The sequence below is a fragment of the Acinetobacter sp. AS5 genome (genome assembly GCF_048957595.1).
Classification (GTDB): Bacteria; Pseudomonadota; Gammaproteobacteria; order Pseudomonadales; family Moraxellaceae; genus Acinetobacter.
Map to the genome: position 1 here is coordinate 63,720 of NZ_JARDAL010000009.1, position 26,232 is coordinate 89,951.

24 protein-coding genes, 1 tRNA gene and 1 pseudogene are annotated in these 26,232 nt (G+C 44.1%); 8 read left to right on the forward strand and 18 right to left on the reverse strand.

Going from position 1 to position 26,232, the window contains the following annotated elements:
* Window positions 1–27: 27 nt before the first annotated feature.
* The 4 genes and pseudogenes from PV763_RS04335 to PV763_RS04350 all read left to right on the forward strand — a co-directional run bounded on the left by PV763_RS04335 (window position 28) and on the right by PV763_RS04350 (window position 3,709).
* Window positions 28–702 carry a response regulator gene (locus tag PV763_RS04335; protein ID WP_420937414.1) on the forward strand — a complete coding sequence of 225 codons (675 nt, stop codon included), beginning with the start codon at window positions 28–30 and terminating at the stop codon, window positions 700–702.
* Window positions 695–2,080, forward strand: coding sequence for an ATP-binding protein (locus PV763_RS04340; protein WP_420937415.1), 1,386 nt, complete (start codon window positions 695–697; stop codon window positions 2,078–2,080). Before PV763_RS04335 ends, PV763_RS04340 begins: the two co-directional genes overlap by 8 nt.
* 324 nt (window positions 2,081–2,404) lie before the next feature.
* A pseudogene (locus PV763_RS04345) lies at window positions 2,405–2,551 on the forward strand (IS5/IS1182 family transposase); the annotation flags it as partial.
* Between the two features lie 174 nt (window positions 2,552–2,725).
* Window positions 2,726–3,709 carry a potassium channel family protein gene (locus PV763_RS04350; RefSeq protein ID WP_420937416.1) on the forward strand — a complete coding sequence of 328 codons (984 nt, stop codon included), beginning with the start codon at window positions 2,726–2,728 and terminating at the stop codon, window positions 3,707–3,709.
* Between the two features lie 114 nt (window positions 3,710–3,823).
* On the opposite strand, the gene PV763_RS04355 is transcribed toward PV763_RS04350, so the two are convergent.
* The 8 genes from PV763_RS04355 to arsC form a co-directional block, all read right to left on the reverse strand.
* A complete protein-coding gene (locus PV763_RS04355) occupies window positions 3,824–4,885 on the reverse strand; it encodes an ArsO family NAD(P)H-dependent flavin-containing monooxygenase (RefSeq protein ID WP_420937417.1) in 1,062 nt (353 codons plus the stop codon).
* A 142-nt stretch (window positions 4,886–5,027) separates the two neighbouring features.
* Window positions 5,028–5,732 (reverse strand): arsenical resistance protein ArsH, encoded by a 705-nt coding sequence (arsH, locus tag PV763_RS04360; RefSeq protein WP_004280163.1) that lies wholly within the window; start codon window positions 5,730–5,732, stop codon window positions 5,028–5,030.
* A gap of 4 nt (window positions 5,733–5,736) precedes the next feature.
* Window positions 5,737–6,777, reverse strand: a complete 1,041-nt coding sequence (gene arsB, locus PV763_RS04365; RefSeq protein ID WP_004730035.1) for an ACR3 family arsenite efflux transporter — start codon at window positions 6,775–6,777, stop codon at window positions 5,737–5,739.
* Between the two features lie 5 nt (window positions 6,778–6,782).
* Window positions 6,783–7,256 carry an arsenate reductase ArsC gene (locus PV763_RS04370; RefSeq protein ID WP_074382687.1) on the reverse strand — a complete coding sequence of 158 codons (474 nt, stop codon included), beginning with the start codon at window positions 7,254–7,256 and terminating at the stop codon, window positions 6,783–6,785.
* Between the two features lie 6 nt (window positions 7,257–7,262).
* A complete protein-coding gene (locus PV763_RS04375) occupies window positions 7,263–7,583 on the reverse strand; it encodes a metalloregulator ArsR/SmtB family transcription factor (protein WP_005093699.1) in 321 nt (106 codons plus the stop codon).
* A 192-nt stretch (window positions 7,584–7,775) separates the two neighbouring features.
* The gene (locus PV763_RS04380; protein ID WP_420937418.1) at window positions 7,776–8,015 is read right to left on the reverse strand and encodes a thioredoxin family protein; all 240 of its coding nucleotides are present in this window, start codon (window positions 8,013–8,015) and stop codon (window positions 7,776–7,778) included.
* Between the two features lie 19 nt (window positions 8,016–8,034).
* A complete protein-coding gene (locus PV763_RS04385; protein WP_420937419.1) occupies window positions 8,035–9,054 on the reverse strand; it encodes a permease in 1,020 nt (339 codons plus the stop codon).
* A gap of 286 nt (window positions 9,055–9,340) precedes the next feature.
* Complete coding sequence (gene arsC / locus PV763_RS04390) at window positions 9,341–9,775, reverse strand: arsenate reductase (glutaredoxin) (RefSeq protein ID WP_420937420.1); 435 nt, start codon at window positions 9,773–9,775, stop codon at window positions 9,341–9,343.
* Window positions 9,776–10,240: 465 nt separating this feature from the next.
* Between arsC and PV763_RS04395 the strand changes: the two genes are divergently transcribed.
* Window positions 10,241–10,483 (forward strand): hypothetical protein, encoded by a 243-nt coding sequence (locus PV763_RS04395; RefSeq protein WP_420937421.1) that lies wholly within the window; start codon window positions 10,241–10,243, stop codon window positions 10,481–10,483.
* Between the two features lie 793 nt (window positions 10,484–11,276).
* Here PV763_RS04395 and PV763_RS04400 read toward each other — a convergent pair.
* The 7 genes from PV763_RS04400 to efp form a co-directional block, all read right to left on the reverse strand.
* Window positions 11,277–11,353: transfer RNA gene (locus tag PV763_RS04400), tRNA-Val, on the reverse strand.
* A 47-nt stretch (window positions 11,354–11,400) separates the two neighbouring features.
* On the reverse strand, window positions 11,401–13,395 hold the full coding sequence (locus PV763_RS04405; protein ID WP_420937422.1) for a transglutaminaseTgpA domain-containing protein: 1,995 nt from the start codon (window positions 13,393–13,395) through the stop codon (window positions 11,401–11,403).
* A gap of 13 nt (window positions 13,396–13,408) precedes the next feature.
* Entirely contained in the window at window positions 13,409–14,314 is a 906-nt protein-coding gene (locus tag PV763_RS04410) for a DUF58 domain-containing protein (protein WP_420937423.1), read from the reverse strand.
* 12 nt (window positions 14,315–14,326) lie between these two features.
* On the reverse strand, window positions 14,327–15,289 hold the full coding sequence (locus tag PV763_RS04415) for an AAA family ATPase (RefSeq protein WP_420937424.1): 963 nt from the start codon (window positions 15,287–15,289) through the stop codon (window positions 14,327–14,329).
* Window positions 15,290–15,724: 435 nt separating this feature from the next.
* Complete coding sequence (locus tag PV763_RS04420) at window positions 15,725–16,030, reverse strand: YbdD/YjiX family protein (RefSeq protein WP_171054308.1); 306 nt, start codon at window positions 16,028–16,030, stop codon at window positions 15,725–15,727.
* A 7-nt stretch (window positions 16,031–16,037) separates the two neighbouring features.
* Window positions 16,038–18,137 carry a carbon starvation CstA family protein gene (locus tag PV763_RS04425; protein ID WP_004730055.1) on the reverse strand — a complete coding sequence of 700 codons (2,100 nt, stop codon included), beginning with the start codon at window positions 18,135–18,137 and terminating at the stop codon, window positions 16,038–16,040.
* A 171-nt stretch (window positions 18,138–18,308) separates the two neighbouring features.
* A complete protein-coding gene (gene efp / locus PV763_RS04430) occupies window positions 18,309–18,878 on the reverse strand; it encodes an elongation factor P (protein ID WP_004279747.1) in 570 nt (189 codons plus the stop codon).
* A 382-nt stretch (window positions 18,879–19,260) separates the two neighbouring features.
* Between efp and epmB the strand changes: the two genes are divergently transcribed.
* The 3 genes from epmB to PV763_RS04445 are packed head-to-tail and all read left to right on the forward strand — an operon-like array spanning window position 19,261 to window position 24,185.
* Window positions 19,261–20,283: an EF-P beta-lysylation protein EpmB gene (gene epmB, locus PV763_RS04435; protein WP_222112004.1), complete on the forward strand. Its 1,023-nt coding sequence runs from the start codon at window positions 19,261–19,263 to the stop codon at window positions 20,281–20,283.
* A gap of 9 nt (window positions 20,284–20,292) precedes the next feature.
* Complete coding sequence (locus PV763_RS04440; protein WP_420937425.1) at window positions 20,293–22,038, forward strand: GTPase; 1,746 nt, start codon at window positions 20,293–20,295, stop codon at window positions 22,036–22,038.
* Complete coding sequence (locus PV763_RS04445; RefSeq protein ID WP_420937426.1) at window positions 22,020–24,185, forward strand: EAL domain-containing protein; 2,166 nt, start codon at window positions 22,020–22,022, stop codon at window positions 24,183–24,185. Before PV763_RS04440 ends, PV763_RS04445 begins: the two co-directional genes overlap by 19 nt.
* Window positions 24,186–24,284: 99 nt before the next feature.
* Here PV763_RS04445 and rpmE read toward each other — a convergent pair whose 3' ends face one another.
* From rpmE to gloA, 3 genes are all read right to left on the reverse strand, one after another.
* Complete coding sequence (gene rpmE / locus PV763_RS04450; protein ID WP_004279743.1) at window positions 24,285–24,509, reverse strand: 50S ribosomal protein L31; 225 nt, start codon at window positions 24,507–24,509, stop codon at window positions 24,285–24,287.
* Window positions 24,510–24,704: 195 nt separating this feature from the next.
* The gene (locus PV763_RS04455) at window positions 24,705–25,685 is read right to left on the reverse strand and encodes a bile acid:sodium symporter family protein (protein ID WP_420937427.1); all 981 of its coding nucleotides are present in this window, start codon (window positions 25,683–25,685) and stop codon (window positions 24,705–24,707) included.
* A gap of 144 nt (window positions 25,686–25,829) precedes the next feature.
* Window positions 25,830–26,231: a lactoylglutathione lyase gene (gene gloA, locus PV763_RS04460; RefSeq protein WP_004279741.1), complete on the reverse strand. Its 402-nt coding sequence runs from the start codon at window positions 26,229–26,231 to the stop codon at window positions 25,830–25,832.
* Window position 26,232: the final 1 nt, after the last annotated feature.

Consider the following 26,232-nt stretch of genomic DNA (forward strand, 5'->3'; position numbering starts at 1 on the left):
ATAATGGCAGTTTGATCAGGATGTTCTATGTTTATTGTATTGGTTGAGGATGATCCCTATATCGCACAGAGCATTTGTGCTGCTCTGAACTATCTGAATATTTCAGTGGAGCATGTCAGTCACGCACGTGCTGCAGATTATTTTATTCGGCATAGTGCAGTCGATTTGTGTTTACTGGATTTAGGCCTGCCGGATCAGGATGGCCTGGAGCTGCTGCATAGCTGGCGATGCGACCAGATTGATCTCCCGGTACTGGTATTGACGGCGCGGCTACGGACCGATCAGTGTGTTCAGGCCCTGAATGCCGGTGCCGATGACTACCTGACCAAACCCTTTGAACTGGATGAACTGATTGCCCGGATTCATGCCCTCACCCGTCGCCACCGCGGCTTTGCCTCGAATACACTGCAATTTGATGAACTGGTTCTGAACCGGGATACCCAGACTGTGACCTATCAAGACCAGACCGTAAATTTATCTCGCCGTGAATTCAGCCTGCTGGAAACCCTGATGAGCCACCCCAACCAGATCCTGAAAAATGAACAGCTTATTGACAAGCTCTATGGTTTTCAGGACGCTATCGAGAGCAATGCCCTGAATGTACACATTTATCACCTGAGACAAAAACTGCATCCAGACTTGATTCAGACCGTTCGCGGTGTGGGATATATTTTCAAACCGTTTGAGCATCGTCATGTTTAGTCACAGCTTGAAATGGCGTTTGGTCATGAGTCTTTTGGCCGTGTTTATTGTGCTGTGGAGTGCGGTATTTTCATGGCTGTATATTGACCTGAAACAACGCTTACAAGACACGCTGGATCAACGCTTATCGGCATCTGCGCAAATGGTTGCCCGGCTGATTCAGCAGTTACCGCTGGATAGTCTGGGGGATGCAACCTTATCCAAATTAGCCAAGAATGATGATGCAAACCAGCTAATTGCCTGTGAAGTTTCTCTTTTTAGCTCTGACATCTCGGTAGGCAATCAGGTGATTGCCAAAACACGCGGTGCCCCCAAAAATTTAAGCCAGCGACCAGAAGGATTCAGCACCTGGCAGCAGGGTGATACGGAATGGCGCAGTTATGTCCTGCGTCGTGGTGATATTCAGGTGGTGGCGGCAGAACGCATGTTGTTGAGGGATACCTTACTACAGCAGATCCTGCAGTCCGTACTGGTTCCCTTGATCTTCTCATTGTTGATCTGTATTGCCCTGATCATCTTTATTATCCGCAGACAGTTCCGGCCTTTGGATCAGCTCAGTCAATACCTGAACCAGAAAAACCTTAGCTATTCAGAGGCGGCAGATTTTTTAATGCAGCTCAAGCCTGCAAGCATTCCTCAGGAAGTACAGCCTTTTGTCAACAATTCCACACAGTTGATTCAGAAACTCAATGACAGTCTGCAACAGGAGAAAGCCTTTAGTGCCTATGCTGCACATGAATTACGCAGTCCCCTGACCGCAATTAAAACCCATGTACAACTGGCCCAGCTGATCGGTCAGCAGCAGCACCTGCCTGAATCCATTCAGCACAATTTGCAGCAGGCCAATGAGAGTATCCGGCGTTATACGCTGTTACTCGAGCAGCTTTTATTGCTGACCCAATCAGAAAACAGTATCCAAGCAATGCCTGAAGCCATCTGGCTTCGCCCCACGCTTGAGAAGGTGCTTGCAGACTTAAGTACACGCTATCCAGAAATGAATGAAAAAATACAGGTAGACTGGGAAAGTCTAGGCGAAATTCAGCTACCTGAATTTGTGCTGTATACGGTACTGAAAAATCTGCTTGAAAATGCACTGCTACATGCACAAGCTGCCCATATCTGGATTTCCATGCAGTCTGATTACCTGGTAATTGAAGATGATGGACAACAACTTACAGCCGAGGATATCCAACATTTAGGACAACGCTTCTGGCGCAAATCTGCTCAGCAGCATGGCCATGGTCTGGGACTGGCATTGACCGCTAACCTGTTAAAACAGTATGGCTACCAGCTCTCTTTCAATGCCCTTCGACCCTATGGGCTCCGCATTGAAATCAAGTACGGCGTGTCTAAGCGTGACCTGCAAGCTTGGACATAAAAAAATACAATATGGCTAAAAACCAAAGAGATTTCTATTGATAAAAATATCGAATTTTCAAGAAACTATCTAACACTTACTATTTTAAATCATTCTTTCTTATTTTTTAAAAACACACTTTTTCCAACAAAAACCCTCGATGTATTCCCAATGTTCTGATCAGGCGATCACAACACAGTTTTAATTTTTAGCATAGAGACAAGTATAAAAATAATAAAACCCCTCTATGAAAACAAAAACGCCAGAGGTAAAAGATCACTTGATGCAACTAGGGCCTATCATCAATTAGCTTGAGAAAATCTAATCTGTCCTCATTATTTTTTCATGACTAAACGCTATGCATTAAGAGATGATCAGTGGGAACAGATTAAGGATCTGTTACCCAGACGAGCAAGTACTGTTTGAGTAACTGCCAAAGACAACAGACTATTTGTTGAAGCAGTATTGTATCGGTATCGTTCAAGTATTCTGTAGCGAGATTTACAAGAACGCTTTGGGTATTTTAGAGTCGTGCACACTCGCTTTAGCCCTAAAAATCCAGGATAATCACCGCCCCACAGTTCTGATTAATTTTTTAAAAATTTCCTTTTGATGCCCAGGCTTGCGCTAAACTCAAAGCATCTTATCGCACCGTAATGCACTGTTATGGAATTCAAGGCCTGGTATAAGCTTCGCAGATTTATTTATGACAATTTGCATAATGAAGAACACGAAAGCATCTTAAGTCGTATCATCAATATATTTCTGATTATATTGATTATTGGGAATACTGCTGCTATTTTACTTGAATCGATCAATGACCTCTATCAATCCTATCAGCTGCTGTTTGATGCCTTTGAATTATTCTCGATTTTTATTTTTACCCTGGAATATTTATTAAGATTTTGGGCCATTGCCGAAAAAGACTCCTTTGAAGGTGCATGGAAAAACCGATGGTTATGGATCCGCAGTGGCGGTGCCATCATTGACCTGTTGGCGATTCTCCCAGCCTATATTAATTTCTTTGTACATCTCGATTTACGCTACCTGCGAATCCTTCGATTATTCAGATTACTCAAATTGACCCGTTATTTTGTCTCCCTGCAAATTTTATTGCGGGTGATCAAGCGCGAAAAGGGCTCATTTCAGGCGGTTATTTTTATCCTGCTGATCATGATCATCATCGCGGCGGCTGGGGTATATGTGGTTGAAAACAAGGCGCAACCGGAAGTCTTTAGCTCCATCCCTGCGTCCATGTGGTGGGCAGTGGTGACGCTGACCACAGTCGGCTATGGCGATGTGACACCAATCACCCCCTTAGGCCGCTTTCTGGGGGCTTTAATTACCATTTTAGGGGTGGGTCTGGCTGCACTTCCCGCCGGTATTCTGGCAAATGGTCTGGCAAATGAGCTGAGACAACGCAAGCACAAGCTGGAATTAAGATTTCGTGAACTGCTCGATGACGCAGAAATTGACTTGATTGAAGATCAAGAAAAAATTGAAACTTTACGTAAAGAAGTCGGGCTAAGCACAGAGCAAATGCAGGATATTCTGTTAGAACTTATTCATGAGCGCAAGAAAGAACAACTCGAGCAGGAAAAAAATAAATATTTCTTTTGTCCGCACTGTGGGCATAAGTTACCTGATTAAATTCGAACGGCAATACAAGCGTATCATCACCAGCATCAGCCCACAGGATATGATACTTGTTGCAGGCCGATGCTATTCACTCCATCTGCTCATTTAGAGCAGGATCAAATCATCTCAGGCCAAAAATGCAGCGATGTCTTCCGCCACTGCCCGGGCTGTTCGGGAAACACCGACTAGCGTTGCCGAAGCAGCACCGGTCCATTCACCATAACCGACCAGCCATAAATTCGGCAGCTGAACCGAGCGGCCATCCTTCACTGCGATGGTCTGGTCCTGCTGGATAATCCCGAGGCTGCTAAGATGATTCAGCGCCGCCTTAAATCCGGTACACCAGATCACTGCATCCACTTGCGCGGTGCTGCCATCTTCCCACCTCACGCCATGTTCGGTAAAAGACGAAAATGGACGCTTGCTCTGTAAAACGCCTCGCTCACGTGCCTCTTTGACTGAATCAATCATGACAATATCGCCCAGACCACCAATGGGCTGCTCGATCTTTCTGCCTTGCTGCTGGGCTTTCAAACGCTCGGTCGCCCTTAAGAACAGGACACGGCCATCGACATCATCTGCCAGAAATTGCGGTGGTGTCTGGGTGATCCAAAGCGTTTCGGCCACCTGAGATACTTCTGCCAAGATTTGTGCACCAGAGTTACCGCCACCCACCACCATGACTTTCTTGGTTTTAAATAACTCAGCATTTTTATAATCTGCGGAATGCAGTTGTACGCCCTGAAAATGCTCACGGCCGGCATACTCGGGAATAAATGGTTGGCTCCATGTCCCTGTAGCGCTTACCACCGCTTTGGCTTTCCAGGATTGTTCCCCGGCATAAACCTCTAAATACTGGCCCTTACTTTCCACGCGTTCCACACGCACCGGACGAACTACAGGAAAGTGATAGCGCTGCTCATAGGCGGTCAAATAATCGATCACCTCATTGCGGGTCGGATAGGTCTGTTCGGTCGCCGGCATCATCCAGCCTGACAGCGAACTCCAGCTATTCGGGGAGAAAAGACGCAAGGACTCCCAGGCATGCTGCCAGGCACCTCCAGGCTGAGGCTGATCATCCAGGATGATAAACGGAATGTTCTTGCGCTTTAAGAAATAAGCTGTGGACAAACCGGCCTGTCCAGCACCGATGATGATCACATCAACTTCAGCTTGTAATTGAGCCAAAATATTCCCCCCCCTTCTTTATTGTCATCAAATAAAAACCCAGCCTGCTTATCAGACTGGGCGTATTTCATAAAATTTTCAAGCGTTTAAATTAGCCTTCCATTGCTCAAGATACTTTTCAGTCTCTCTGATCACCTAGAATTTATAAACTACGCTGATTTACCCGTTTGGAAAGCTCTTCAGCCGATTCCTTGCGTTCCGAATAACGGTTGGTCAAATAAGCACTTTGCCCACGGGTTAGTAAAGTAAACTTATACAGTTCTTCCATCACATCGACAATCCGGTCATAGAATGCCGATGGCTTCATTCGTCCATCTTCTTCAAATTCCAGGAATGCTTTTGGAATTGAAGACTGATTTGGAATCGTGATCATCCGCATCCAACGCCCCAAAACACGCATCTGGTTTAGGCTGTTAAAGGACTGTGATCCCCCACTGACTTGCATCAAGGCAAGGGTTTTTCCTTGAGTGGCACGAATTGCGCCCCCTGCCAATGGAATCCAGTCAATCTGGGATTTAAAGATGGAACTCATAGAACCATGTCGTTCCGGTGAACACCACACCATGCCTTCAGCCCATGCTAAAAGTTCATGCAACTCTTTCACTTTTGGATGTTCAGTATCAGCATCTTCCGGTAAAGGCAGTCCTTTCGGATGGAAGATTTTTACTTCTGCCCCAAAGTACTCAAGAATTCGACCGGCTTCAAGAACTGCAAGGCGACTGTAAGAACGTTCCCGATTAGAACCATAAAGCAGCAAAATCCGAGGAGGATGAGCTAGCTCTTTGGCTTGGACTTTTTCAAAGGTGGGTTGTTCAATAAGATTTGGATCTACGTTAGGCAGGTTCATCGGATCAAGCCTCTTTAAAATATTTCTTTCTTAGCCACAGTGAAACACTCACTAAAGCAATTAACACAGGTACTTCAACCAATGGCCCAATAATCGTGGTAAAAGCAACTGGCGAAGCGATACCAAAAGTTGCAATAGCGACTGCAAGTGATAATTCAAAATTATTTCCAGCAGCAGTAAATGAGATTGCAGCAGTTTTTGGATAATCATTGCCCATCCATTTACTCATAAAGAAGCTAATAAAGAACATGGCCACAAAGTAAATGATTAAAGGAATCGCAATGCGTAAAACTTCCAGTGGAAGACTCACAACATCACCCCCTTTTAAGCTAAACATCGCCAAAATCGTAAACAGCAAAGCCATTAAACTCAGCGGGCTGATTTTTGGAATGAACTTGGTTTGATACCATTCCACGCCTTTTTGTTTCACCAAAATTAAGCGCGTTAAGAAACCCAATAAGAACGGAATTCCAAGATAAACCAGAACAGCATGGGTAATGGTCCAGAAGCTAACATTGATCACTTGAGCTTCAATACCAAAATATGGCGGAAGGAAGGTCAGGAATAACCAGGCGTAGGTACTGAAGAATAAAATCTGGAAAATACTGTTAAACGCCACCAATGCTGCAACATATTGGTTATCACCACAGGCCAGACCATTCCACACCAATACCATGGCGATACATCGAGCTAAACCAATCAGGATCACGCCTGTCATATACTCTGGATAGCTATGCAAAAAAATCACAGCCAACGCAAACATCAGTACCGGAGCAATCAACCAGTTTTGAATTAAAGATAGCGTCAGGGTCTTTTTATCCTTAAACACTTGTGGCAAGGTCGCATAATCCACTTTTGCCAGGGGTGGATACATCATCAGAATCAGACCAATCGCGATTGGAATATTGACTGAATTAATACTGAATTGATCCAGAGCAACCGATGCTTGAGGAAAAAAGTTTCCTATTGCGATGCCTAACGCCATGGCAATAAAAATCCACAGCGTCAGGTTGCGATCTAAAAAGGACATGCGTTTTTCAGACATGTGACTTACTCAACATTCGAAATTTGATTAATCGCTGCAATCAATTGTGAGCGAGAAAGTTCATCTACGTTAAGTTTAAACAAAGTATCCAGGCGACGATTGATATGTTCAACAGTGTTCATAAAGGCTTGCATTTTTTCTTCTTTATCCACCTCTAAATGTGACGGATCAGACAGGCCCCAGTGCGCCTTGATCGCTCCGCCAAGATAAAGAGGACACGCTTCCTGTGCAGCCGCATCACAGACGGTAATCACCACGTCTGGCTGATACTGTTCACAGGCATCAATCGTCTTGCTGGATAAGCCTTTAGTCGACAAGCCCAGATTGTGCAGGGTTTCAAGCGTCAAGGGATGCACCTGACCGGAAGGTTTGCTGCCAGCACTGTAAGCGACCCAGCCTTCTGGCGCACGGCTATTGAACAACACTTCAGATAGAATGCTGCGGCAACTGTTCCCCGTGCATAAAAACAAAAATTTCATGAAAACTTACTCGCAATGGCTCTGAATCGATAGAGCGGAAGAATCAAATAAAACCGGAACGTCACTACGTTTCAGTACGTCCAGAATTTCAAAGCACCAGGCCGGTAATTGCGGATTGAGGCTGTAGTACACCCACTGGCTTTGCCGACGATCGTTGAGCAGACCGCAAGACCGCAACAAGGCCAAATGCCGTGAAATTTTTGGTTGGCTTAACTGCAGTTTATCGGTCAGATCACAGACGCATTGCTCTTTATTTTCCGCAATCAGCAGGACAATACTGAGACGTGTTTCATCAGATAAACATTTAAAAAACTGAACGTGGTCCATAGCTGCTCCCCTTCTATTATGCAAATATATACATATCCATATATATAGTAAATAGTACAAGTGAAAAATTATATCTGGATCAGGATATCACAGCCAGAAAGCGCTGGATTTAACAGTTTCCCTCTTCTTCCAATATAGAAAAACCAGCGACTTGAACCACTGGTTTTCTTCGCTACAACTTTAATTTTGAAGTTATTTATTTTTCTCGATCAGTTCCGCGATAGCCTGAGCTTCCAGAACTTTACCACTGGATACGATTTTACTGTCAATCATCAGACCCGGTGTGCTTAACAGTCCGGTTTCGGCAATCTGCATCATATCCGTGACATACTCAATGTCCGCTTTGACACCGGTGCTTTTCACTGCTTCTTCAGTTGCAGCCAACAGGGCCTTACATTTACGGCAGCCTGTACCCAAGACTTTAATTTTCATCTTCTATTCTCCATACATTTTATAAAAACCAGTTACCCAAAGTATTCAGGCTATAGCCAATAATCAAGATTCCCACAAAAACGATCCCTATAAACAGGCTCAATAAGCGGGTTTTCACCACCTGTTTTAACAGGATCAGGGATGGCAGGGAAAGTGCTGTTACCGCCATCATAAAGGCCAATACCGTCCCTAGCCCCACGCCTTTCGCCACCAAAGCTTCTGCAATCGGCAAAGTGCCAAAGATATCCGCGTACATCGGTATGCCTACGATTGTAGCAATCAGCACAGAATACCAGTGTTCCTGACCAAGCAAGGCGGTAATCCACTGTTCAGGAATCCAGTTATGAATTGCCGCACCAATTCCTACCCCAATCAACACATACATCCAGACCTTGCTAAAGATTTCCACCACCTGTTCCCAGGCAAATTCCCGGCACTCTTTCGCAGACATTTTAAAATCTTCATCACCCTGAGCTGTACTATTTTGCGTAACAAATTCAGTGACATACTTTTCCATTTTGAAAAAGCTGATGAGTGATCCACCAATAACTGCCAAAATCAGACCAAGAACCACATAGATCATGGCAATTTTCCAGTTAAAAATACTGGCCAATAAAATAATCGAAGCCAGATCGACTAAGGGAGATGAAATCAGAAAGGAAAAGGTCACCCCCACAGGCAGTCCGGCACGGGTAAAACCGATAAACAGCGGAATGGAAGAACAGGAACAAAATGGGGTAATGGTGCCGAGCAAGGCCCCCATGATATTGGCTTTGATCCCGGTCATGCGTCCCAGAATCTGCCGGGTGCGTTCAGGCGGAAAATAACTCTGGATATACGACAGGCTATAGATCAGGACTGAGAGCAGAATAAAGATCTTAAAAACATCATAAATAAAGAAGTGAATACTGCCACCGAGCCGGGTCACCACCGATAAACCGAAGACATTTTCGACCAGCCAGCGCACGCCTTCCGAGAGCCAGGTCATTTTAAGCAGCACATCATTCAGCCAGGCAAAAATCGCGATTATGCTTTCCATTTAAAGCTCCTGGTTTTAGGGGGATGAGATCAGGTCGATGCACTCATCGGCAGATTTTTGAACCATTGACCTGCGCAACAGTTTCCAGTCGGTAGCCTGTGTAAGATTTGAAAAATGGTACTCTCTGTCAAAACCTGATACGGGGAAACTGCCTGCTGATGATCCAATTCCTTTATCCTTCAAGAACCTATTTCATTCAGTATGTAAATGATATGGATCATCGTCCATGTGTTTTTCAGATAAAAAAGCTCCAATCAAGTTGAAGCTTTTTCGTAGGGGGGACACTTTATTTTACCCGATTGCCCTGTTGATCCACGATGATTTCACCGTCTTCTTTGGCAAAGGCTTTTAATTGTGGCGAAGGCAGAATATCCAGTACCACTTCCGATGGGCGGCATAATCGGGTTCCAAGCTCGGTAACCACCAACGGGCGGTTGATCAGGATCGGATGTTGCAGCATGGCATCAAGCAGTTTCTCATCGCTCCAGCCGGCATCATCTAGATTCAGCTCGGTATAGGGATCGACATTTTTACGGAGCGCATCTCTTACCGATAAACCTGCATCAGAAATCAGTTGAATCAGCTCATCACGAGAAGGAGGCGTAACTAGATATTCGATCACTTCAGGCTCAATTCCCGCATTGCGAATTAAAGCCAGCGTATTGCGTGAGGTGCCACAGGCCGGGTTATGATAAATTTGCACTTTTGGCATTTGATTCATGAGCTTTACCCTTATCAATGAATCATAGTTTTATATATGAATATACGCATATTCGCAATATAAAATATAAGATTTTCTAAGGAAGCTTTTAAATGGATTGATATGTGCTGAAAAAGTAGGGCATATCATCAATTAACTTAAGAAAAAAAATACAATATGGCTAAAAATCAAAGAGATTTTCTAAGTAAAAACTATTATTTTTCAGATTATTAAGAAATTTAATCCGTTTTAATTCTGCACTTAGCCCTATAAAAACTGCGACTTTTCCAACACAAATCCTGTAGTTTATTCCTAGGTTTTTGATCAAACGGTTATGACCCACAATTTACTTTTATCATGAAGACTGGTTATAAAAATTATAAAAGTCCCATGTCAAAAAACCTTAAGTTCGCAAGCGAGCGCCGTAGCGACCAACGTAAAAAAGTCATACAGGACGAAATTCTGCAGGCATAAACATTTATTCAGATGCATCTGCTCTTACCTTCCTTCTTTGAGGCGTATCAGCATCAACAACATCTTGCGATGCTGCAAACCGTAGAAGATGCTATTGAGAATAAAGCCAGCTCTGTTCGTCATAAGAAAATGCTGTATCACTGCTACCGCAAGCAGATCATGCTGTTTAATCAACGATATGACCTAGAGCTGGATCTGCCCTGCAAACAGTTGCTCAGCATTGAAGGGAATGGCTGCAACGATCCAGTTATGTGAGCCTGATTCATCAGAAGATCTGGCGCTACTGGAATACGGCACAGTACTTCTCTGATGAGGAGATCATTGGCAATGTACTGATCTCCAACATTCTGTTTTCCGGAATCTCCACGCCCCATAGCCTAGATGCCTTACTGGAACAGTTAAAGGAAGATTTGAGCATTCAATATCTCAAGGCCCTGGATCTGAAGTGCTGTTCCTGACACCTTTATCTCCAGACTATGGAGATCTGTATGATCACAATGCTCCGCTGAGAAAATCACGCACACTGGTTCTGGACAGGATCAGCCAGCTTTGGCTGGTTCGTTACCTTATAAAGTCCCTACCTGTACGCATGAATGCTTTCGACTATCTCAGGGTGGTCTTCAGGAAAATGGGCTTTACAGGGCAATATTCCGAGATCTCCAGGCTGTTGGATTCGGCAAGCTGTCACTAGGTACAGTTTCCTCACGTGGCACTGGATACCGCCTTGAGCTGCTGTCTAGAAGATAAAAATGAGACGTGCGGTTTAAGTCTGGCGTCCTTCAAAAATTATCTGAATCCACCACTGCTGTCAGACCCCTTAAGGATTTTTACCGCCGCGAAGAAAGTATCTGTTCAATCAGACAATACGGTCCGAAATATGCGCTTCACCTTGTATCACCGAGTTAGATTATTAGACAGTGATACAAGCTAGCGTCAGTTTTGTAGAAACATACCAAACCACCAGAAACAAAAAAACCTCCTAAATCGTTGAATTCAGGAGGTTTTTTGCTTTATACAACCTTATAGAAAGCTGTATAAAAAGTAATCTTGGTAGGTATATCCAGACTCGAACTGGAGACCTCTACGATGTCAACGTAGCGCTCTAACCAACTGAGCTATACACCTAGAATGCTTGGCATATTATAAATTTTTCCGACCGAAAACAAGCCTTTTCATTTAGTTTTTAAAACGTTCGCGCAAGTTTTAAGCAAATCCTTGAATTTTTTCACTTCTTGCTCAGTTATTGAGGTTCCCGAATAAAGATTTTTTTCAAAGATCTGGATGGCTTGAATAAATGCTGTCTGGTTTTCAACCTGAACCTGTTGGGATAAACGCTGCATCCAGTGATGAAAAGTTTCAGCAGGCAGCTTTTTGAGATCGTCAGCTAAAGATTGATTCAGCTGTTGAATCGCACGATCAAATGGAGGTTGCGCCTGTCGGGCTTTTAGATAAATTCTGAAGATATAGGCCAAAATCAATAGCGCAATACTGCCCAGTAAAATTATGACACTCGAATAAACTGAACCGAGGCCTAATTTTGATAACCAGTTTTGTTGTGATTCTGCATTATAACCCACCACCTTACTTTGCCATTGGTAGCTGGCATAATCACTCCAAACGCGTAGTTTGGTGATCCATAGATTATGCTGCGAGTTCCAGGTTGACTGATTTGCCGATACCCATGCATCCTGAGAAAGCAGGTTTTGCATGCCATCATCTATACGCTGTGGAGCGATCATCGCGGTTGGATCAAAGCGTTGCCATTTCTGATCAATCCAGACTTCTGTCCAGGCATGCGCATCAAGCTGCCGGACTTCCCAGGTCATGCGATCTGGTGCCAACTCCCCCCCCTGATAGCCGGTGACGACCCGTGCAGGAATCCCGACATAACGCATCAGCATCACAAAACTCGAGGCATAGTGTTCACAAAATCCCTGACGGGAATTAAACAGGAATTCATCAATCCGGTTTTGCCCCAATTGGCCCGGCTTCAGGGTATAAACAAAGTTATTCTGTCGATACCAATTCAAGACTTTCTGTACATAACTCCGAGGATCTTCCGCACTTTGCGCATATAGACGTTGTGCTAATTGTTGCGCTCGCGGGTCAAGCCGGCGCTGCACTTGGGTATTCGTTCGCTCGATATATTGCGTTGGCAAAGTCTGAGGGTCATATTCTGTCCCGATCCATTGTAACGAAATCGGTTCAACACGTTGCGTGAGCCGTCTCGGCACAATGCTCCAATCCTGACGGTTATAATAACGGCGTTCCACAGGTATCGATTTTTCCAACCCCATGATCCAGAACACCGAAGGATCCGCAGCCAAATATTGGTAGTTCCAGCCTGTAGGTACGGGTGAAGTATCCATCGGTTGTCGCATTAAAGGCTGCTGATTGACGAAACTGCTGGTCCAGCGTTGCCCATCATATTCATCTAGCACTAAAGCTCGCCAATAGAGTTCTGAGCGCGGCGGAAGCTTGCTGACATCACCAATAATCCGGAAAGCCAGTGAACTAGATTGGGATAATTCGGCAATATCCCCAGGTGACATACTGTCACTCATGCCGGTCATACCCTTATTTTCAGGAATGGGAATATGCCAAAGTGGCGGCAAGCGCGGAAAGAAAATAAATAGCAAAATGAAAAATGGAACGGCGTACAAGATAAACTTGCCCACATGCTTGGCATCCTGTTGCAATGCTGCGCGCTGAGTGATCTGCTCCTGTTCAAACTCACTGGTCTGAATCCGGTACAGGCCAATCAGACAGCTGATTAAACACAGCACAATCACGATCGCCATCCCAAAAGATTGGCTATATAGGAATGAGCTGGCAGCAACAAACAGGGCAAAATTAAACAGAATAATCAGGTCACGTTTATTTTTACTTTCCAGTGATTTAGCAAATAAAAAAGTAGATAAAACTGCTACCCCAGCCTCAACACCGATAAAACTATGATGGCTCAAATAAATACTGCCGAGTGCCAAAGCCGTCAGCAGGAAAGTACCCATTTTAGGAAATGGCTGCTGACGTTTCAGGAAAATCCAGATACACACAATACTAATCGCGAAAATAATACTGAGTAGAACCGAAATAAATGCCATCTGGGCGATGAGAATCAGGCCCAAAGTCAGCACAATTGAGGTCCGGATTTTTGCATTGATCATGAATTTACCCGCCTTAGGCCTGCGCCAACAATTGTTTGGCTTTCCGCAGTTGTTCTTCACCTGCGCCCTGAGGCAATTCGGCCTGTGGCAAATGCAGACTATACGCACATTGCTGCTGCTCGCATTGCTCGACCAGACCCATCACAAATTCAAGTTTTTCTTCATGTGACTGACTCGGCATATGTGCATAATGAATCTCGATACTGTGTTCATCCTGATATTGCTCAAAGACTTTGACATACAAGCCTTGCCCACGCGCAAACTGCTTCCAGGACACCGCCTGCAAGGAATCGCCTGACTGGTAATTGCGCAATTCACGAAACTCATCCATATCTGGTTCAAATCGGTTGAGATGATATTTATTTTCTGCAGTAAAAACTTCAGCTTTAGGCGCGATCCAAGCCGAATGCTGATGATAAAGATAGGTCCAGGCCCGAACCAGACCAAAGGGATAAACCGAATAAATCTGAATCACCGGATAATCAAACTTGCCACGTTGCTCTGCATAAAATGGTAAGATAAATTGCTGTTTTACTGCATTTAGATAAACTTTCGCTAGCTGATTCCCTGCTTTGATATACAAATAACGCGGGCGAAGTTGCTGTTGTTGAAAATAAAGATGTAGATTCACGCTATGACCGACCTGCCCCACATCATCCGCGATCAACTCGATTCTCAGGTCATGCAATTGCTTAAAAGTCAGGTAAAAACTGATACACAGCACAGCACTGATTAAAAAGCAGAAACCTAAAATCAGGTTATTGGCATAGTTCACCCCCGCCACAAAGGTGATGAAGATCAAAACCAGATACAGATAGCCCTGCTGATAAATAAATACCAGCACATCTTTCTGCGAGAGCTGTTTCTGCTGAGAAAATTGAAAGCGTTTGGCCAGCCATTTTTGCCAGGTTTTATCCAAGAGAGGACTCCTTTAGCTGACCGCAACCTGTTGCATCACATTAAACGTTTCAGCTTCACTCAAACCCAGACGATGCGAAGTCACCGCGACAAATACCGCCTGCACATCATCCGGTGTGACAAAAGCGCGTTGTTGAATCAGGGCATGCGCTTGTGCTGCACGCTTTAAGGCCAGAAGGCCACGCGTAGAAAGTCCATGACGGCTTTTACGAGTTTTTTCTGCGAGATCGAGCAAATATTCCTGAATAGCTTCACTGATAAATATCTGATGAGTCAGATTTTGCAGATCCAGAATTTCATCTTCAGTAAAAATATGTGCCAGACTGGCAATCAGGGCAAAACGAGATTCCTGCTGTAATAACAGTTTTTCTGCATGGCGCGATGGATAACCTAAAGACAAACGCATCAGGAAACGGTCCAGTTGGGATTCCGGCAAAGCATAGGTTCCACTTTGAAACAGCGGGTTTTGTGTGGCAATCACCCAGAAAGGTTTCGGTAAGGCATAACGCACCCCATCAATGGTGGCATAGCCCTCTTCCATGGCCTCGAGTAAGGCGCTCTGGGTTTTGGGACTACAACGGTTGATTTCATCTGCCAGTAAAATCTGGGTAAAAATTGGGCCTTGTTTAAACTCGAACTGATGTTCTTTCTGGTTAAACATATTAATGCCGATAACATCACTGGCCAGCATGTCATTGGTAAATTGAATCCGCTGGAACTTCAACCCTGCTAGATGTGCCAGACTGCTGGCTAATGTGGTTTTACCCAACCCGGGTAAATCCTCAAATAAGACATGCCCACCTGCAATCAGACAGCAAAGTGCCAGTTTGGTCTGAGCCTGCTTATCCAACACAATGGCATTAACTTCTTCAAAAAAACGCTGGATCTTGGGTGCACAACTTGCAATCTTTTGTTCAAGCCCTGTATTGATGTGTGCAATGTCGTTATTTTCCTTTTGTTTCATGCCCCAGATCACAATAAATTCCTTAATAAAACATGGCCTAAGATTAACATACACTGAAATTTAAATTTTCCCAAAAGATCAATCATCTGTCTGTGTAACAGGATAAAAATATTCGCTAGAAAATGACGAGGGTTCAAATACTAGAAGAGTCAAAATGATCAGGTGGAAAACATAGGGGGATACAGAAAAATAAACAAAATAGCCGACACCTGTAGAGATCATTTTTCTTTTCGCTCCAATGTCAAAATATCGACATATGCTCATTTATCTATTTGAAAAAAATCATACTTAAAAGGTATAGAGACTTAAGCGATTTCCTGGATTTTTATAAAAATTTTCTCAGCTAGCTCAGTCAATGACATCAGATTTAACCGAATCGTCTATTTCTCATATTAATTTTGCATGATAAAAAAAGCGCCCCGAAAGGCGCTTGCTATGAATTAATGATTAACACGGACACTTCTTCATATCACCACCCGCAGATGGATAACGGGAATCCACACAATGGCGATAAAATGTTTTCGGGTCCATAGCTTCCAGATCCGGATGATGCTTGCGCATATGCTCCACATAGGTCTGATAATCAGGGACACCAACCATCAGGCGGAAACTTTGCTGCAAACGTTGCCACAAGGTCGCAATCCGTGACCAGTTTTTCGGATTCAGGATTAAATCCTTTTGTGACATCACGGTCATTTTGATGATTTTATAAATCATCGTTTTCCCGCTTTTGGCAAACTTCAGATTCATAATATTCCCCTTAATGACCTTTCGCTGGCTGAATCTCTTCAGGATCGCGATAAATCGCTTCTGCTTCATGCACAGATGGCTCAGGATTGGCCAAGGCACGACGGATCACCCGAATCGCGGCAAACAACATCACAAAGGCCACAATCATAAAGAAAGCACAGAGTGCAGCATTGATCTGGTTTGACATCGCCACCGTCTGCATTTCTGCCACAGTTTTCGCTGGCGCCAGGATTTCATTATTGGCAATCGCCGTGTTGAAACGGTCAGCTTGCGCAAGGAAACCAATCTTTGGATTTTCGTGGAAAATCTTTTGCCAGCCTGCTGTCATGGAAGTGATGAACAGGAACACTGTCGGGATAATTGTCACCCAGACATATTTCTGTTTTTTCATCTTGAACAGAATGACGGTACCGAGAATGAGCGCCATCGCAGCCAGAATCTGGTTACCAATACCGAAGAGTGGCCATAAACTGTTAATCCCGCCTAATGGATCGACGACGCCCTGATAGACGAAGAAGCCCCAGCCTGCCACTGCAACCGCAGTACCCAACAGGTTTCCGAAGAAGTTATGAGATTGTTTTACCGCAGGAATCACGATACCGACGGTATCCTGAACCATGAAACGACAGGCACGAGTACCGGCATCAACAGCAGTCAGGATGAATAATGCTTCAAATAGAATCGCAAAGTGATACCAGAATGCCATCATTTCACGGCTGTTGAAAATTTCCGTAATGATATGTGCCATACCAATTGCAAAAGTTGGCGCACCACCAGTACGTGACAGAATCGAATTTTCACCGACTTCCTGTGCCAGTAAAGTCAAGGCTTCAGGCGTTACCACAAAACCAAGGGTTCGCACTGCTTCTGCTGCACTTTCTGCAGTAGTACCAAGCAAGGCTGCTGGTGAGTTAATCGCAAAATAAATTCCTGGATCCAGAATTGCAGCACAGATCAAGGCCATGATCGCTACAAAAGATTCCATCAACATGCCGCCATAACCGATCATACGGATATCGCGTTCGTTATTGACCAGTTTCGGTGTCGTCCCTGAAGAAACCAAGGCATGGAAACCGGAAATCGCACCACAGGCAATAGTAATAAACAGGAATGGAAACATAGAACCTGCGAATACAGGACCAGTACCATCAACGAATTTGGTAATCGCTGGCAGTTTCATTTCAGGCATGGCAAACAGGATACCCACGGCCAAACCTGCAATCACGCCAATTTTCAGGAAGGTCGACAGATAATCACGTGGGGCAAGCAATAGCCAGACTGGCAGTACCGAAGCAATAAAACCATAAATGATCAGCGCCCAAGTCAGTTCAGTGCCAGAAAGTGTAAAGAATGGCCCCCAATATGGATGTTGTGCGATGTTTTCACCGTAGATAATGCCCAGCATCATCAAGACGAAACCAATAATCGAAACTTCAGCAATTTTACCCGGGCGGATAAAACGCATGTAGATGCCCATAAAGATCGCAATCGGAATGGTGGCTGCAATACTGAACACACCCCATGGGCTGTTGGTTAGCGCTTTCACCACCACCAGTGCCAATACCGCCAGAATGATAATCATCACACCCAAGGCACCAAGCATCACGATAATACCGGCAAAAGTACCCAGTTCCTGCTTGGCCATTTCACCGAGTGATCGACCGTCACGACGGGTAGAAATAAACAGCACCAGAAAATCCTGGACTGCACCGGCAAGCACCACGCCGACCAGTAGCCAGATCGTGCCCGGCAGATAACCCATCTGCGCTGCAAGGATTGGACCGACTAAAGGACCTGCACCGGCAATCGCCGCAAAGTGATGGCCAAACAGAACGCTTTTATTGGTCGGCACATAGTCCAGACCATCGGCCAGACGATGCGCAGGCGTTAAACGGCGTTCATTCAGCTCAAATACTTTGGTGGCGATAAACAAACTGTAGAAACGGTAAGCAATGCTATAGACGCAGGCGGCGGCAAGTACCAGCCAGACTGCATTGACATGCTCACCCCGACTCAGTGCCAGGACTCCAAAGGAGACTGCACCCACAATGGCTACCAAAAGCCAAATCATTTTCGAAGTCAGCGTCGACTTCTTTTGTAAAGTTTCCATTCAATCCCTCATATTGTGATGCATACAAATCAGCGTGATTGTTGTTGTTCGAGGTACTGCTGTTTTCCCTTGCGACTTTACGCCTGTTCTTTTGCTTTTCCTCTACGACTTTGGCATAAAAAAAGGGATGATTTAAATCATCCCTCTCGATAATAGTCTATTTTCAAACCATTATGCACGTTCTAAATAGTCACCAGTACGGGTATCTACACGAACGCTTTCTTCTTGCTGTACGAATAATGGAACACGTACTACAGCACCTGTTTCAAGTTTCGCTGGCTTACCGCCACCGCCAGAAGTATCACCACGAACACCTGGATCAGTTTCAACGATTTTAAGTACGACGAAGTTCGGTGGAGTCACGTTTAAAGGCACGCCATTGAACAACATGATGGTACATTTTTCATTTGAATCGTCTTTTAACCATTTTGCAGCATCGCTCATTGCTGTTTTATCAGCTGCGATCTGTTCAAAGGTAACAGGATCCATGAAGTTCCACATTTCGCCATCGTTGTACAAGTATTCCATTTCTACTTCAACGATATCAGCCGCTTCTAGGTTCTCGCCTGATTTGAAAGTTTTTTCCAGAACTTTACCTGATTTAAGGTTACGTAATTTTACGCGGTTAAAAGCTTGGCCTTTACCTGGTTTTACGTATTCGTTTTCCATGATTGAACATGGGTTGCCATCAAGCATAACCTTAAGGCCTGACTTGAAATCATTCGTAGAATAATAGGCCATGACTGGCGCACTCCAAACTTACTAACTTTAATCTATTGATGCTATGGGCTGTTGCGATGTCATTTAGCAAGTCTGACACGAACATTGAGTTGCCACATGCACATTCATTTGATGTTGCGTATTCTAAATGAGCAATACACTTTGCCGCAATGAAAAAATCCGCTTTCACCCACTCAGGCTGTTTAAGTTACAATCAGACATGAAAATCCTTTGTTTATTCATGTCTTGCTCAACGTTAAAATACCATCAGGCGAGCACGAAGATCAGCATAGCTGAATCACTCTTTATTTTATAGCGCAGTGGATTATTGCGCTTCCGCACAAACTGTTAAACTGTGCCCATCAGGCTTTGTCCTCTCACTTATTATTGTTAATCTTCCGGCATGACGAACTATTTATATCAAGAACAAAACTGGCAATCACAGCTCAGCGACCTGATCACTGATCCACGCGAACTGCTTGAAGTGCTGCAACTCGCACCTGAACAGCTTCTCTCAGGCGCCATTTTAGCTTCTGAACAGTTTAAACTGCGCGTACCACGTGCTTTTGTGGGCAAAATGCAGACCGGAAACCCTTTAGACCCATTGCTTTTACAAGTGCTGCCCCATCATCTGGAACTGGAAGAACATCCAGGATTTGTTACCGATCCCTTGGGCGAAGAACAGGCCAATCAGCAACCCGGCGTACTGCACAAATATAAATCCCGTTTCTTGCTGACCTTGACTGGTGCCTGTGCCGTGCATTGCCGTTATTGTTTCCGCCGACATTTCCCCTATCAGGAAAATCTGCCTAAAAACGAAGACTGGATAAATATCAAGCAATATCTGGAAAGCCAGCCTGATATTAATGAAGTAATTCTGAGCGGCGGTGATCCATTAACCTTATCGAACCGGAAATTAAAAACCTGGATTGAACGACTAGAATCAGTACCACATCTCAAATTCTTAAGAATACATTCACGAGTTCCTATTGTGATCCCCAACCGAGTCGACGAAGAGCTACTTAGCATGTTAAAAAACAGTAGGCTACGTATTATTCTGGTGGTACACTCAAACCATGCATCGGAGCTGGATGACTTCACTTGCAAGCGTTTAAACCAACTGGTTCAACAGCAGATCACCGTTCTGAATCAGGCAGTTTTATTAAACGGGGTGAATGATTCTGCTCAGGTTTTAGTAGATTTAAGCTATCGCTTGTTTGATGCCGGGGTCATGCCTTATTATTTACATGTACTTGATAAAGTAAAAGGTGCGCATCATTTTGATTTGGTGCCTGACCATATTAATGAGATTTATACAGAAGTTTTAGCGAACCTTCCGGGGTATTTGGTTCCTAAACTGGTTCGAGAAATAGCGGGCGAGAAGAATAAGACACCGCTTTTTGGGGTTTCAACATTTTTGAGTTAAATAATAAAGATGAGCACGCATACTTCAGACATTTTTCAGACACCGACGGAACTTAAACGAGAGCAGTTGAGCTTTTGCCCAACCACTGCCAAGGCTTTGCAGGAATGGGTTGCGGGCATTTCGATTCTACAGCTGGGGAATTCATCCAAATCCCTGTTTAATGCCCTATTGGAAGTTTCCGAGCTGAAATGTACAGAAACCCTGCGCTTTGACCTGATTCAGGTCTTGCATCCTACCCTTGAAAATGTTCTGACCAGTCTGGAAAAGCATTTTGTCAATCAGGGACTGATCACATCGGATCGTAATGACCAGATTATTGAACTGGCCATGCTGCTGCGCAGTCATTTTGCCAAAATTTATATTGACATCGTCAAACGCTGTAATCATCAGCTGACCCATCAGAAGTTTTCGCTATTCTCTCTGGGTAAAAAGAAAAGCATTCAAACTGCCCGAATGGTGTCGATTTATTATGCCCTGCAACAACTCACACTTCTGTTATATCAACAGCATATGCTGTATAGCACGCCAGGTCTGGGACAATGGCTGGCTGCCCATCAACTGCTTGAATGTGCAATAAACAATAATTTCTATCAAAGCAATATCAATCAGGTATTAGGCACCCAGCATGAAATCCAGAATATTGCACATGCCTATGCACAGCTGATTTTACTGGATATCTTCAATACTCATCAGATCCGGCCTGCAGAAATTCAGGGCTTGTATGTATGCAGTTTTGACTGGGCCAAACTGGTGCAGATCCTGCCGAAGGAAACCACGCTGTCCCGTTATGTGGTTGATGCCAGCAAAGACCATCCACCGATCTTTAACACCCATCAAGAGCCACAGTTTCAGCCGAGCTTCTATATTTCCACACAGAACCTGATGGATCATTTAACGGGTACTCAAAGCAAAAATGCCCAGTATCTATCGCGAAATGAAAAACTGTTCCTGACCCCTGCACTGCATTTTCATATCTACAATCTGCTCTCGAACAATGTTGAGCGTCGTCATGAACGTTATGAATATTCAGCACAGATCAATATCTGCTTTGGCTTAAGCGTGGCGCATTTTTACCTGTCTAAAGGTAAAAACTTCAACGAAACCCTGGAACTCGATGCCAATTATAATTTCCAGAGCGAAAGCAGTTTTGTCAGCTCGATGGAAAACACGATTCCAAGTGCCTTTAGCAGTATCAAGGCGCTCGATCGTGAAACGAAACAGATCCATAGCGCTGAAGTTCTGGATATCAGTGTCAATGGTTACCGGATTAAATGGACCGGTGTTACGCCTGCCAATTTAAAAACCGGTGAATTTATTCTGGTTCAGGAAAAAACCCAGAGCCAGTGGCGTGGCGGTGTGATTCGCTGGATCAAGCAGTCAACGGATAAGAGCCTAGAAATCGGACTAGAAATTCTGGCACAAGAACTCTTTCCTTGCGCGGCCTATGCACGTACTGAACGTCATCATGTCAATTATCAACCCGCACTCTTGGTGAAAATGACGCAACTTGATCAGGTTTCGACCAGTCTCATCGTGTCTGGCTCCCAGATGTTTAGGGAAAAACAAACGATTCATTTACGTCTCGGTCAGGAAGAACTCAAAATCTATCTGACCAAAGCACAACTGATTACGCAGAGTTTCATCCGTTTTGATTATGAATTATTGAATGATCAGGAAGAAGAGATGATCGAAAACTTTATCGATCAGCACATGAATGAAAGCAGAAATCATGATTTATGGGAAGCATTGAAGTGAGAAATCCATTATTGTCTAAAAAGTTAAAACGTACTGAAACACGTTTACTGATTATTGATGATAATCAAATTAGATATAACCAAATCCGTGATCTGCTGACCAGTAATGATTATCAGGTAGATGCTGTCCTGCTGGATGATCTGCAATCTTTTGAAAAACAATTAAATTTCAACTGGGATCTGATTATTTTTGGGCGTGCCTACGACCTGAAATATGAACAGGCCTTAAGTTTGGTGCGCCTTTCGCAGCAGCCTAATCTGCCGATGATTTTGCTTAAACCGGATGATTACCAGGCTGAACAATATGCGCAATATATCCGTAAAGGGATCTATGACATTCTCAATTTTGACTACCTGGAACGCTTTTATGTGGGACTGGTTCGAGCATTGTCATTTAGCCGTTTGTCACAGTCTCAGCAACATTTAATGACGGAGCTGGAAACAGCACAAATTCAGGCACAATCTTTGGTAGACGACAGCAACCGTGCTGTTGCAACCATTCAGGAAGGGATTCACATTCAGGCGAATGCGGACTACCTGAAACTGTTTGGCTTGCAAAATGAAGATGAGATCATTGGTCTACCTTTACTAGATCTGCTCCAGCCTTCAGATTTGAATGATTTTAAAACCCGTTTCAAAAAGATCTCTCAGGGTCAATTTGATTTAGGTCGAGTCGAGATTCAGTCTCTGAATCCGCATGTGTCCGCATCTAACCCATTAAAACTGGAATTCTTGCCTTCAACTGCTGAAGAAGATGCAGTACAAATTAGCATTGATACTCAATCTCAAACAGTTTTTTCCGAGAAAACTCCTGGAAAACCAAGTGTTTTTCAGTCACTTAAACGTGAACTGAACAAGCAGTCTGCACCGGTGAATGCCTTAGTCACTTTCTCTTTAAGTGCATATGACCCGGAAGTTCTACAATCTGACTGGGCCACTTTTAATGGGTACTTTGATGCAGTCAAAGAATTCCTCAAGGAACAGACCCATATTCCCCTGTTTAAACTGGAATATGATGTCGTTGTCGGTCTGTTTCAGGCAGACTCTAAAGCAATTCTTGAATCCAAACTGATCAGTTTAAATGCCTTAAGCAAACCGCAACTCATTACAGTGGGACAAAAGTCATTCCCTCTAAATTTGCGCTTGGGCTATGTCATGCTTGAACAGGGTTTGCAGGATGAAATGCACTGCAATACGCTGATTGGACAAGCATTCTCGACATCTTTACCTCAAGCAGAAGCTGTACCTGAATTTAAACTTGATATTCCTGCGTCACTGAGCAGTCCGGTTGCGGTAGAAATGCCAAGTATAGATTTCAGTGTTGCTGAAACACCAGTTGCCAGCCCAACATTGGCAGCCGTCAGTCCAGCAGTCACGTCTATTCCTAGCGCTACACCTTCTATTTTGAAAGCCTTAAGTGAATGTCTGGAACGTGGTGAGATTCATTTAAAGTATCAGCAACTCTATGATAAAGAAGATACGCGTTTATATACCTATGAAGTGACCAGTGGCTTTATTTTTGAGAATAAATGGCAGGATATTTCTAGCCTTTTAGAACTTCATGAAGATGATGAACTGTCCATTAAACTGGATCGCTGGATTCTGGTTGAAGCCAGTAAACAGCTACACAACTTTATTACCCAGTATCCTGATGCAAGCTTAATTGTCAATTTGAACCGTGCCGTACTATTTAAAGACCGCACCTTCCCGGAATTTATTTCCAAGCTGATTACGATTATTCGCAGTAAAGTGAAGCATCCGCTAATCTTGCAATTCTCAGAAGAAGATATTTTACTGAATCAACAAGATGCACAAAAATATCTACGCGTGCTGTATGAACATGGCGCACTGATTGCACTGCGTGATTTTGGTCAATCCATGTACAGTCAAAATTTACTGCGCGAACTTGAACTGGATGGTGTCAGCTTACATTCAAACTTAACCAATATGCTCAATAAAGATACCGAGATTGAGCAACTACAGGAAAAAATTACCAGCTACAATGAAATCAAGCCACTCAATATTCTGATCCGTGAATTAAATGATATGACACTGTTCGCGAATGCCTGGAACGTGGATGCCCGCTTTATTCAGGGGAATTATTTCCAGAAAAAACTTGATCATTTGATTGATGTGCAAGAGCATTAAGTGCTGCTACAAACCTGCAACTTAGAAAGTGGCATGATCATCTTCTGAATTGCAGGTACAAAAAAACGGGCTGAACACCCGTTTTTTTTATTTTGGGTATTAACGTTTAACAGAACGTGACATACCAGCAAAACGTTGTTTGAACTTGTCGATACGACCGCCAGTGTCAACGTTCTTCTGCTTACCAGTGTAGAACGGGTGGCAAGCTGAACATACGTCTAGATAAAGAGTTTCTTTACCAAGAGCTGAACGAGTTTCGATTACGTTACCACATGAACAAGTAGCAACTAAAGTTTCATATTTTGGGTGAATATCGGCGCGCATCGTCGATTACTCCATTAGATTCAAGAAGGTTTAGCTGTCATCGCTATTGATCACTCTCAAATGAGGAAGCAGGAACATCGTTCATGCAGATCAACACCACAACAGACCATTCTTTTGGCCCACCGAGACGGATACCGTCAGAGCTAAGCACAACAAGTGGGCATTATTATACGTGAAACGAATTCAATATGCGAATTATTCTTCAGCTTCCAATCCACTCTCTTTGGCCCACAGATTGGCAATAATCCCGCAGACCATTAACTGAATCTGATGGAAAATCATGATCGGCAAGACAATCATGCCCAGCGGCTGGCCAATAAATAAAATTTGCGCCATTGGTACGCCACTGGCCAGGGTTTTCTTGGAGCCACAGAAGAACACCGTTTTCTGATCAGCGCGATCAAAGCCCAGCCAGCGTGGAATATAAAGTGATAATAGCATCACAATGGTGAGTAACACCGAACAAGCCAGCAATAACAACAATAAGGTACTCAGGCTCACTTCATTCCACAACCCGGCCACTACGGCGCTACTAAAAGCTCCATACACCACCAATAAAATAGAACCTTGATCGAAGACCTTGACGATTTTTGGCATTTTCATCATTTGCGGATAGATCCATGGACGCAGAATCTGCCCTAAAATAAATGGCACCAAGAGCAGCAGTGTAATCTGGATAATCGAGGAAGTCGGATCAAAACCATGATCAGATTGACCGAGAATAAAAAATGCTACCAATAGCGGAGTAATAAACATCCCGATCAAATTGGAAAAAGAGGCACTACATACCGCCCCGGCGACATTGCCATGAGCCACTGAAGTAAAGGCGATCGAGGATTGCACAGTGGATGGCAGGAAACACATAAACAGGAAACCCCAATACAGCTCCTGTCCGAGCATTGGCAATAAAATCGGCTTGGCCAGAAGTCCGAGAATTGGAAACAGGGCAAAAGTTAGCGCAAAAACCAAAGTATGCAATTTCCAGTGCATAATGCCTTGCACCACGGCTTCACGAGACAGTTTGGCGCCGTGCAGGAAAAACAGGATGGCAATCGCTCCTGTCGTTACCCAGCCAAAGACTTCAGCCGCCTGCCCCGAAACTGGCAGCACACTGGCCAGCAAAACCATCACAAACAACAGTATCGTAAACCGATCCAATGCCAAGAACTTAAGCATATCCCTATAATCCCTCAGATTTTATTGTTTGATATAAAAATGCCCGGCTATCTTAACAGATGCCGGGCCCATGCTATGCACTCAGATTGATGTAATATTTTCATCTATACATGAATGCATTTCATATATCTCGCCACATCACACTTAGTTATTACGTGCATTGTTGTCTTGCTGAATCAGCTCGATCTTGTAGCCATCTGGATCTTCAACAAATGCAATTACAGTCACGCCACCTTTCATTGGGCCGGCTTCACGCACCACATTACCGCCACGCGCTTTAATCTCTTCACACGCCTTGTATGCATCATCGACTGCAATTGCGATATGACCATAAGCATTGCCCAGTTCATAGCTGTCTGTATCCCAGTTATGCGTCAATTCCAGTACGGTGTGATTTTCTTCATCGCCATAACCGACAAAAGCCAGGGTAAAACGGCCTTCTTCGTAATCACGCTTACGAAGCAAAGTCATGCCAAGTACTTCAGTATAGAACTTGAGAGATTGTTCTAAATTGCCTACACGTAACATGGTATGCAGCATGCGCATA

What these genes read in the sequence shown, in the direction of transcription:
- PV763_RS04335 (WP_420937414.1), top strand. Translation starts at nt 28, where the DNA reads ATGTTTATTGTATTGGTTGAGGATGATCCCTATATCGCACAGAGCATT.
- PV763_RS04340 (WP_420937415.1), top strand. Translation starts at nt 695, where the DNA reads ATGTTTAGTCACAGCTTGAAATGGCGTTTGGTCATGAGTCTTTTGGCC.
- PV763_RS04350 (WP_420937416.1), top strand. Translation starts at nt 2,726, where the DNA reads ATGGAATTCAAGGCCTGGTATAAGCTTCGCAGATTTATTTATGACAAT.
- arsH (WP_004280163.1), bottom strand. Translation starts at nt 5,732, where the DNA reads ATGAACCTGCCTAACGTAGATCCAAATCTTATTGAACAACCCACCTTT.
- arsB (WP_004730035.1), bottom strand. Translation starts at nt 6,777, where the DNA reads ATGTCTGAAAAACGCATGTCCTTTTTAGATCGCAACCTGACGCTGTGG.
- PV763_RS04370 (WP_074382687.1), bottom strand. Translation starts at nt 7,256, where the DNA reads ATGAAATTTTTGTTTTTATGCACGGGGAACAGTTGCCGCAGCATTCTA.
- PV763_RS04375 (WP_005093699.1), bottom strand. Translation starts at nt 7,583, where the DNA reads ATGGACCACGTTCAGTTTTTTAAATGTTTATCTGATGAAACACGTCTC.
- PV763_RS04380 (WP_420937418.1), bottom strand. Translation starts at nt 8,015, where the DNA reads ATGAAAATTAAAGTCTTGGGTACAGGCTGCCGTAAATGTAAGGCCCTG.
- PV763_RS04385 (WP_420937419.1), bottom strand. Translation starts at nt 9,054, where the DNA reads ATGGAAAGCATAATCGCGATTTTTGCCTGGCTGAATGATGTGCTGCTT.
- arsC (WP_420937420.1), bottom strand. Translation starts at nt 9,775, where the DNA reads ATGAATCAAATGCCAAAAGTGCAAATTTATCATAACCCGGCCTGTGGC.
- PV763_RS04395 (WP_420937421.1), top strand. Translation starts at nt 10,241, where the DNA reads ATGCATCTGCTCTTACCTTCCTTCTTTGAGGCGTATCAGCATCAACAA.
- PV763_RS04405 (WP_420937422.1), bottom strand. Translation starts at nt 13,395, where the DNA reads ATGATCAATGCAAAAATCCGGACCTCAATTGTGCTGACTTTGGGCCTG.
- PV763_RS04425 (WP_004730055.1), bottom strand. Translation starts at nt 18,137, where the DNA reads ATGGAAACTTTACAAAAGAAGTCGACGCTGACTTCGAAAATGATTTGG.
- efp (WP_004279747.1), bottom strand. Translation starts at nt 18,878, where the DNA reads ATGGCCTATTATTCTACGAATGATTTCAAGTCAGGCCTTAAGGTTATG.
- epmB (WP_222112004.1), top strand. Translation starts at nt 19,261, where the DNA reads ATGACGAACTATTTATATCAAGAACAAAACTGGCAATCACAGCTCAGC.
- PV763_RS04440 (WP_420937425.1), top strand. Translation starts at nt 20,293, where the DNA reads ATGAGCACGCATACTTCAGACATTTTTCAGACACCGACGGAACTTAAA.
- PV763_RS04445 (WP_420937426.1), top strand. Translation starts at nt 22,020, where the DNA reads ATGGGAAGCATTGAAGTGAGAAATCCATTATTGTCTAAAAAGTTAAAA.
- rpmE (WP_004279743.1), bottom strand. Translation starts at nt 24,509, where the DNA reads ATGCGCGCCGATATTCACCCAAAATATGAAACTTTAGTTGCTACTTGT.
- PV763_RS04455 (WP_420937427.1), bottom strand. Translation starts at nt 25,685, where the DNA reads ATGCTTAAGTTCTTGGCATTGGATCGGTTTACGATACTGTTGTTTGTG.
- gloA (WP_004279741.1), bottom strand. Translation starts at nt 26,231, where the DNA reads ATGCGCATGCTGCATACCATGTTACGTGTAGGCAATTTAGAACAATCT.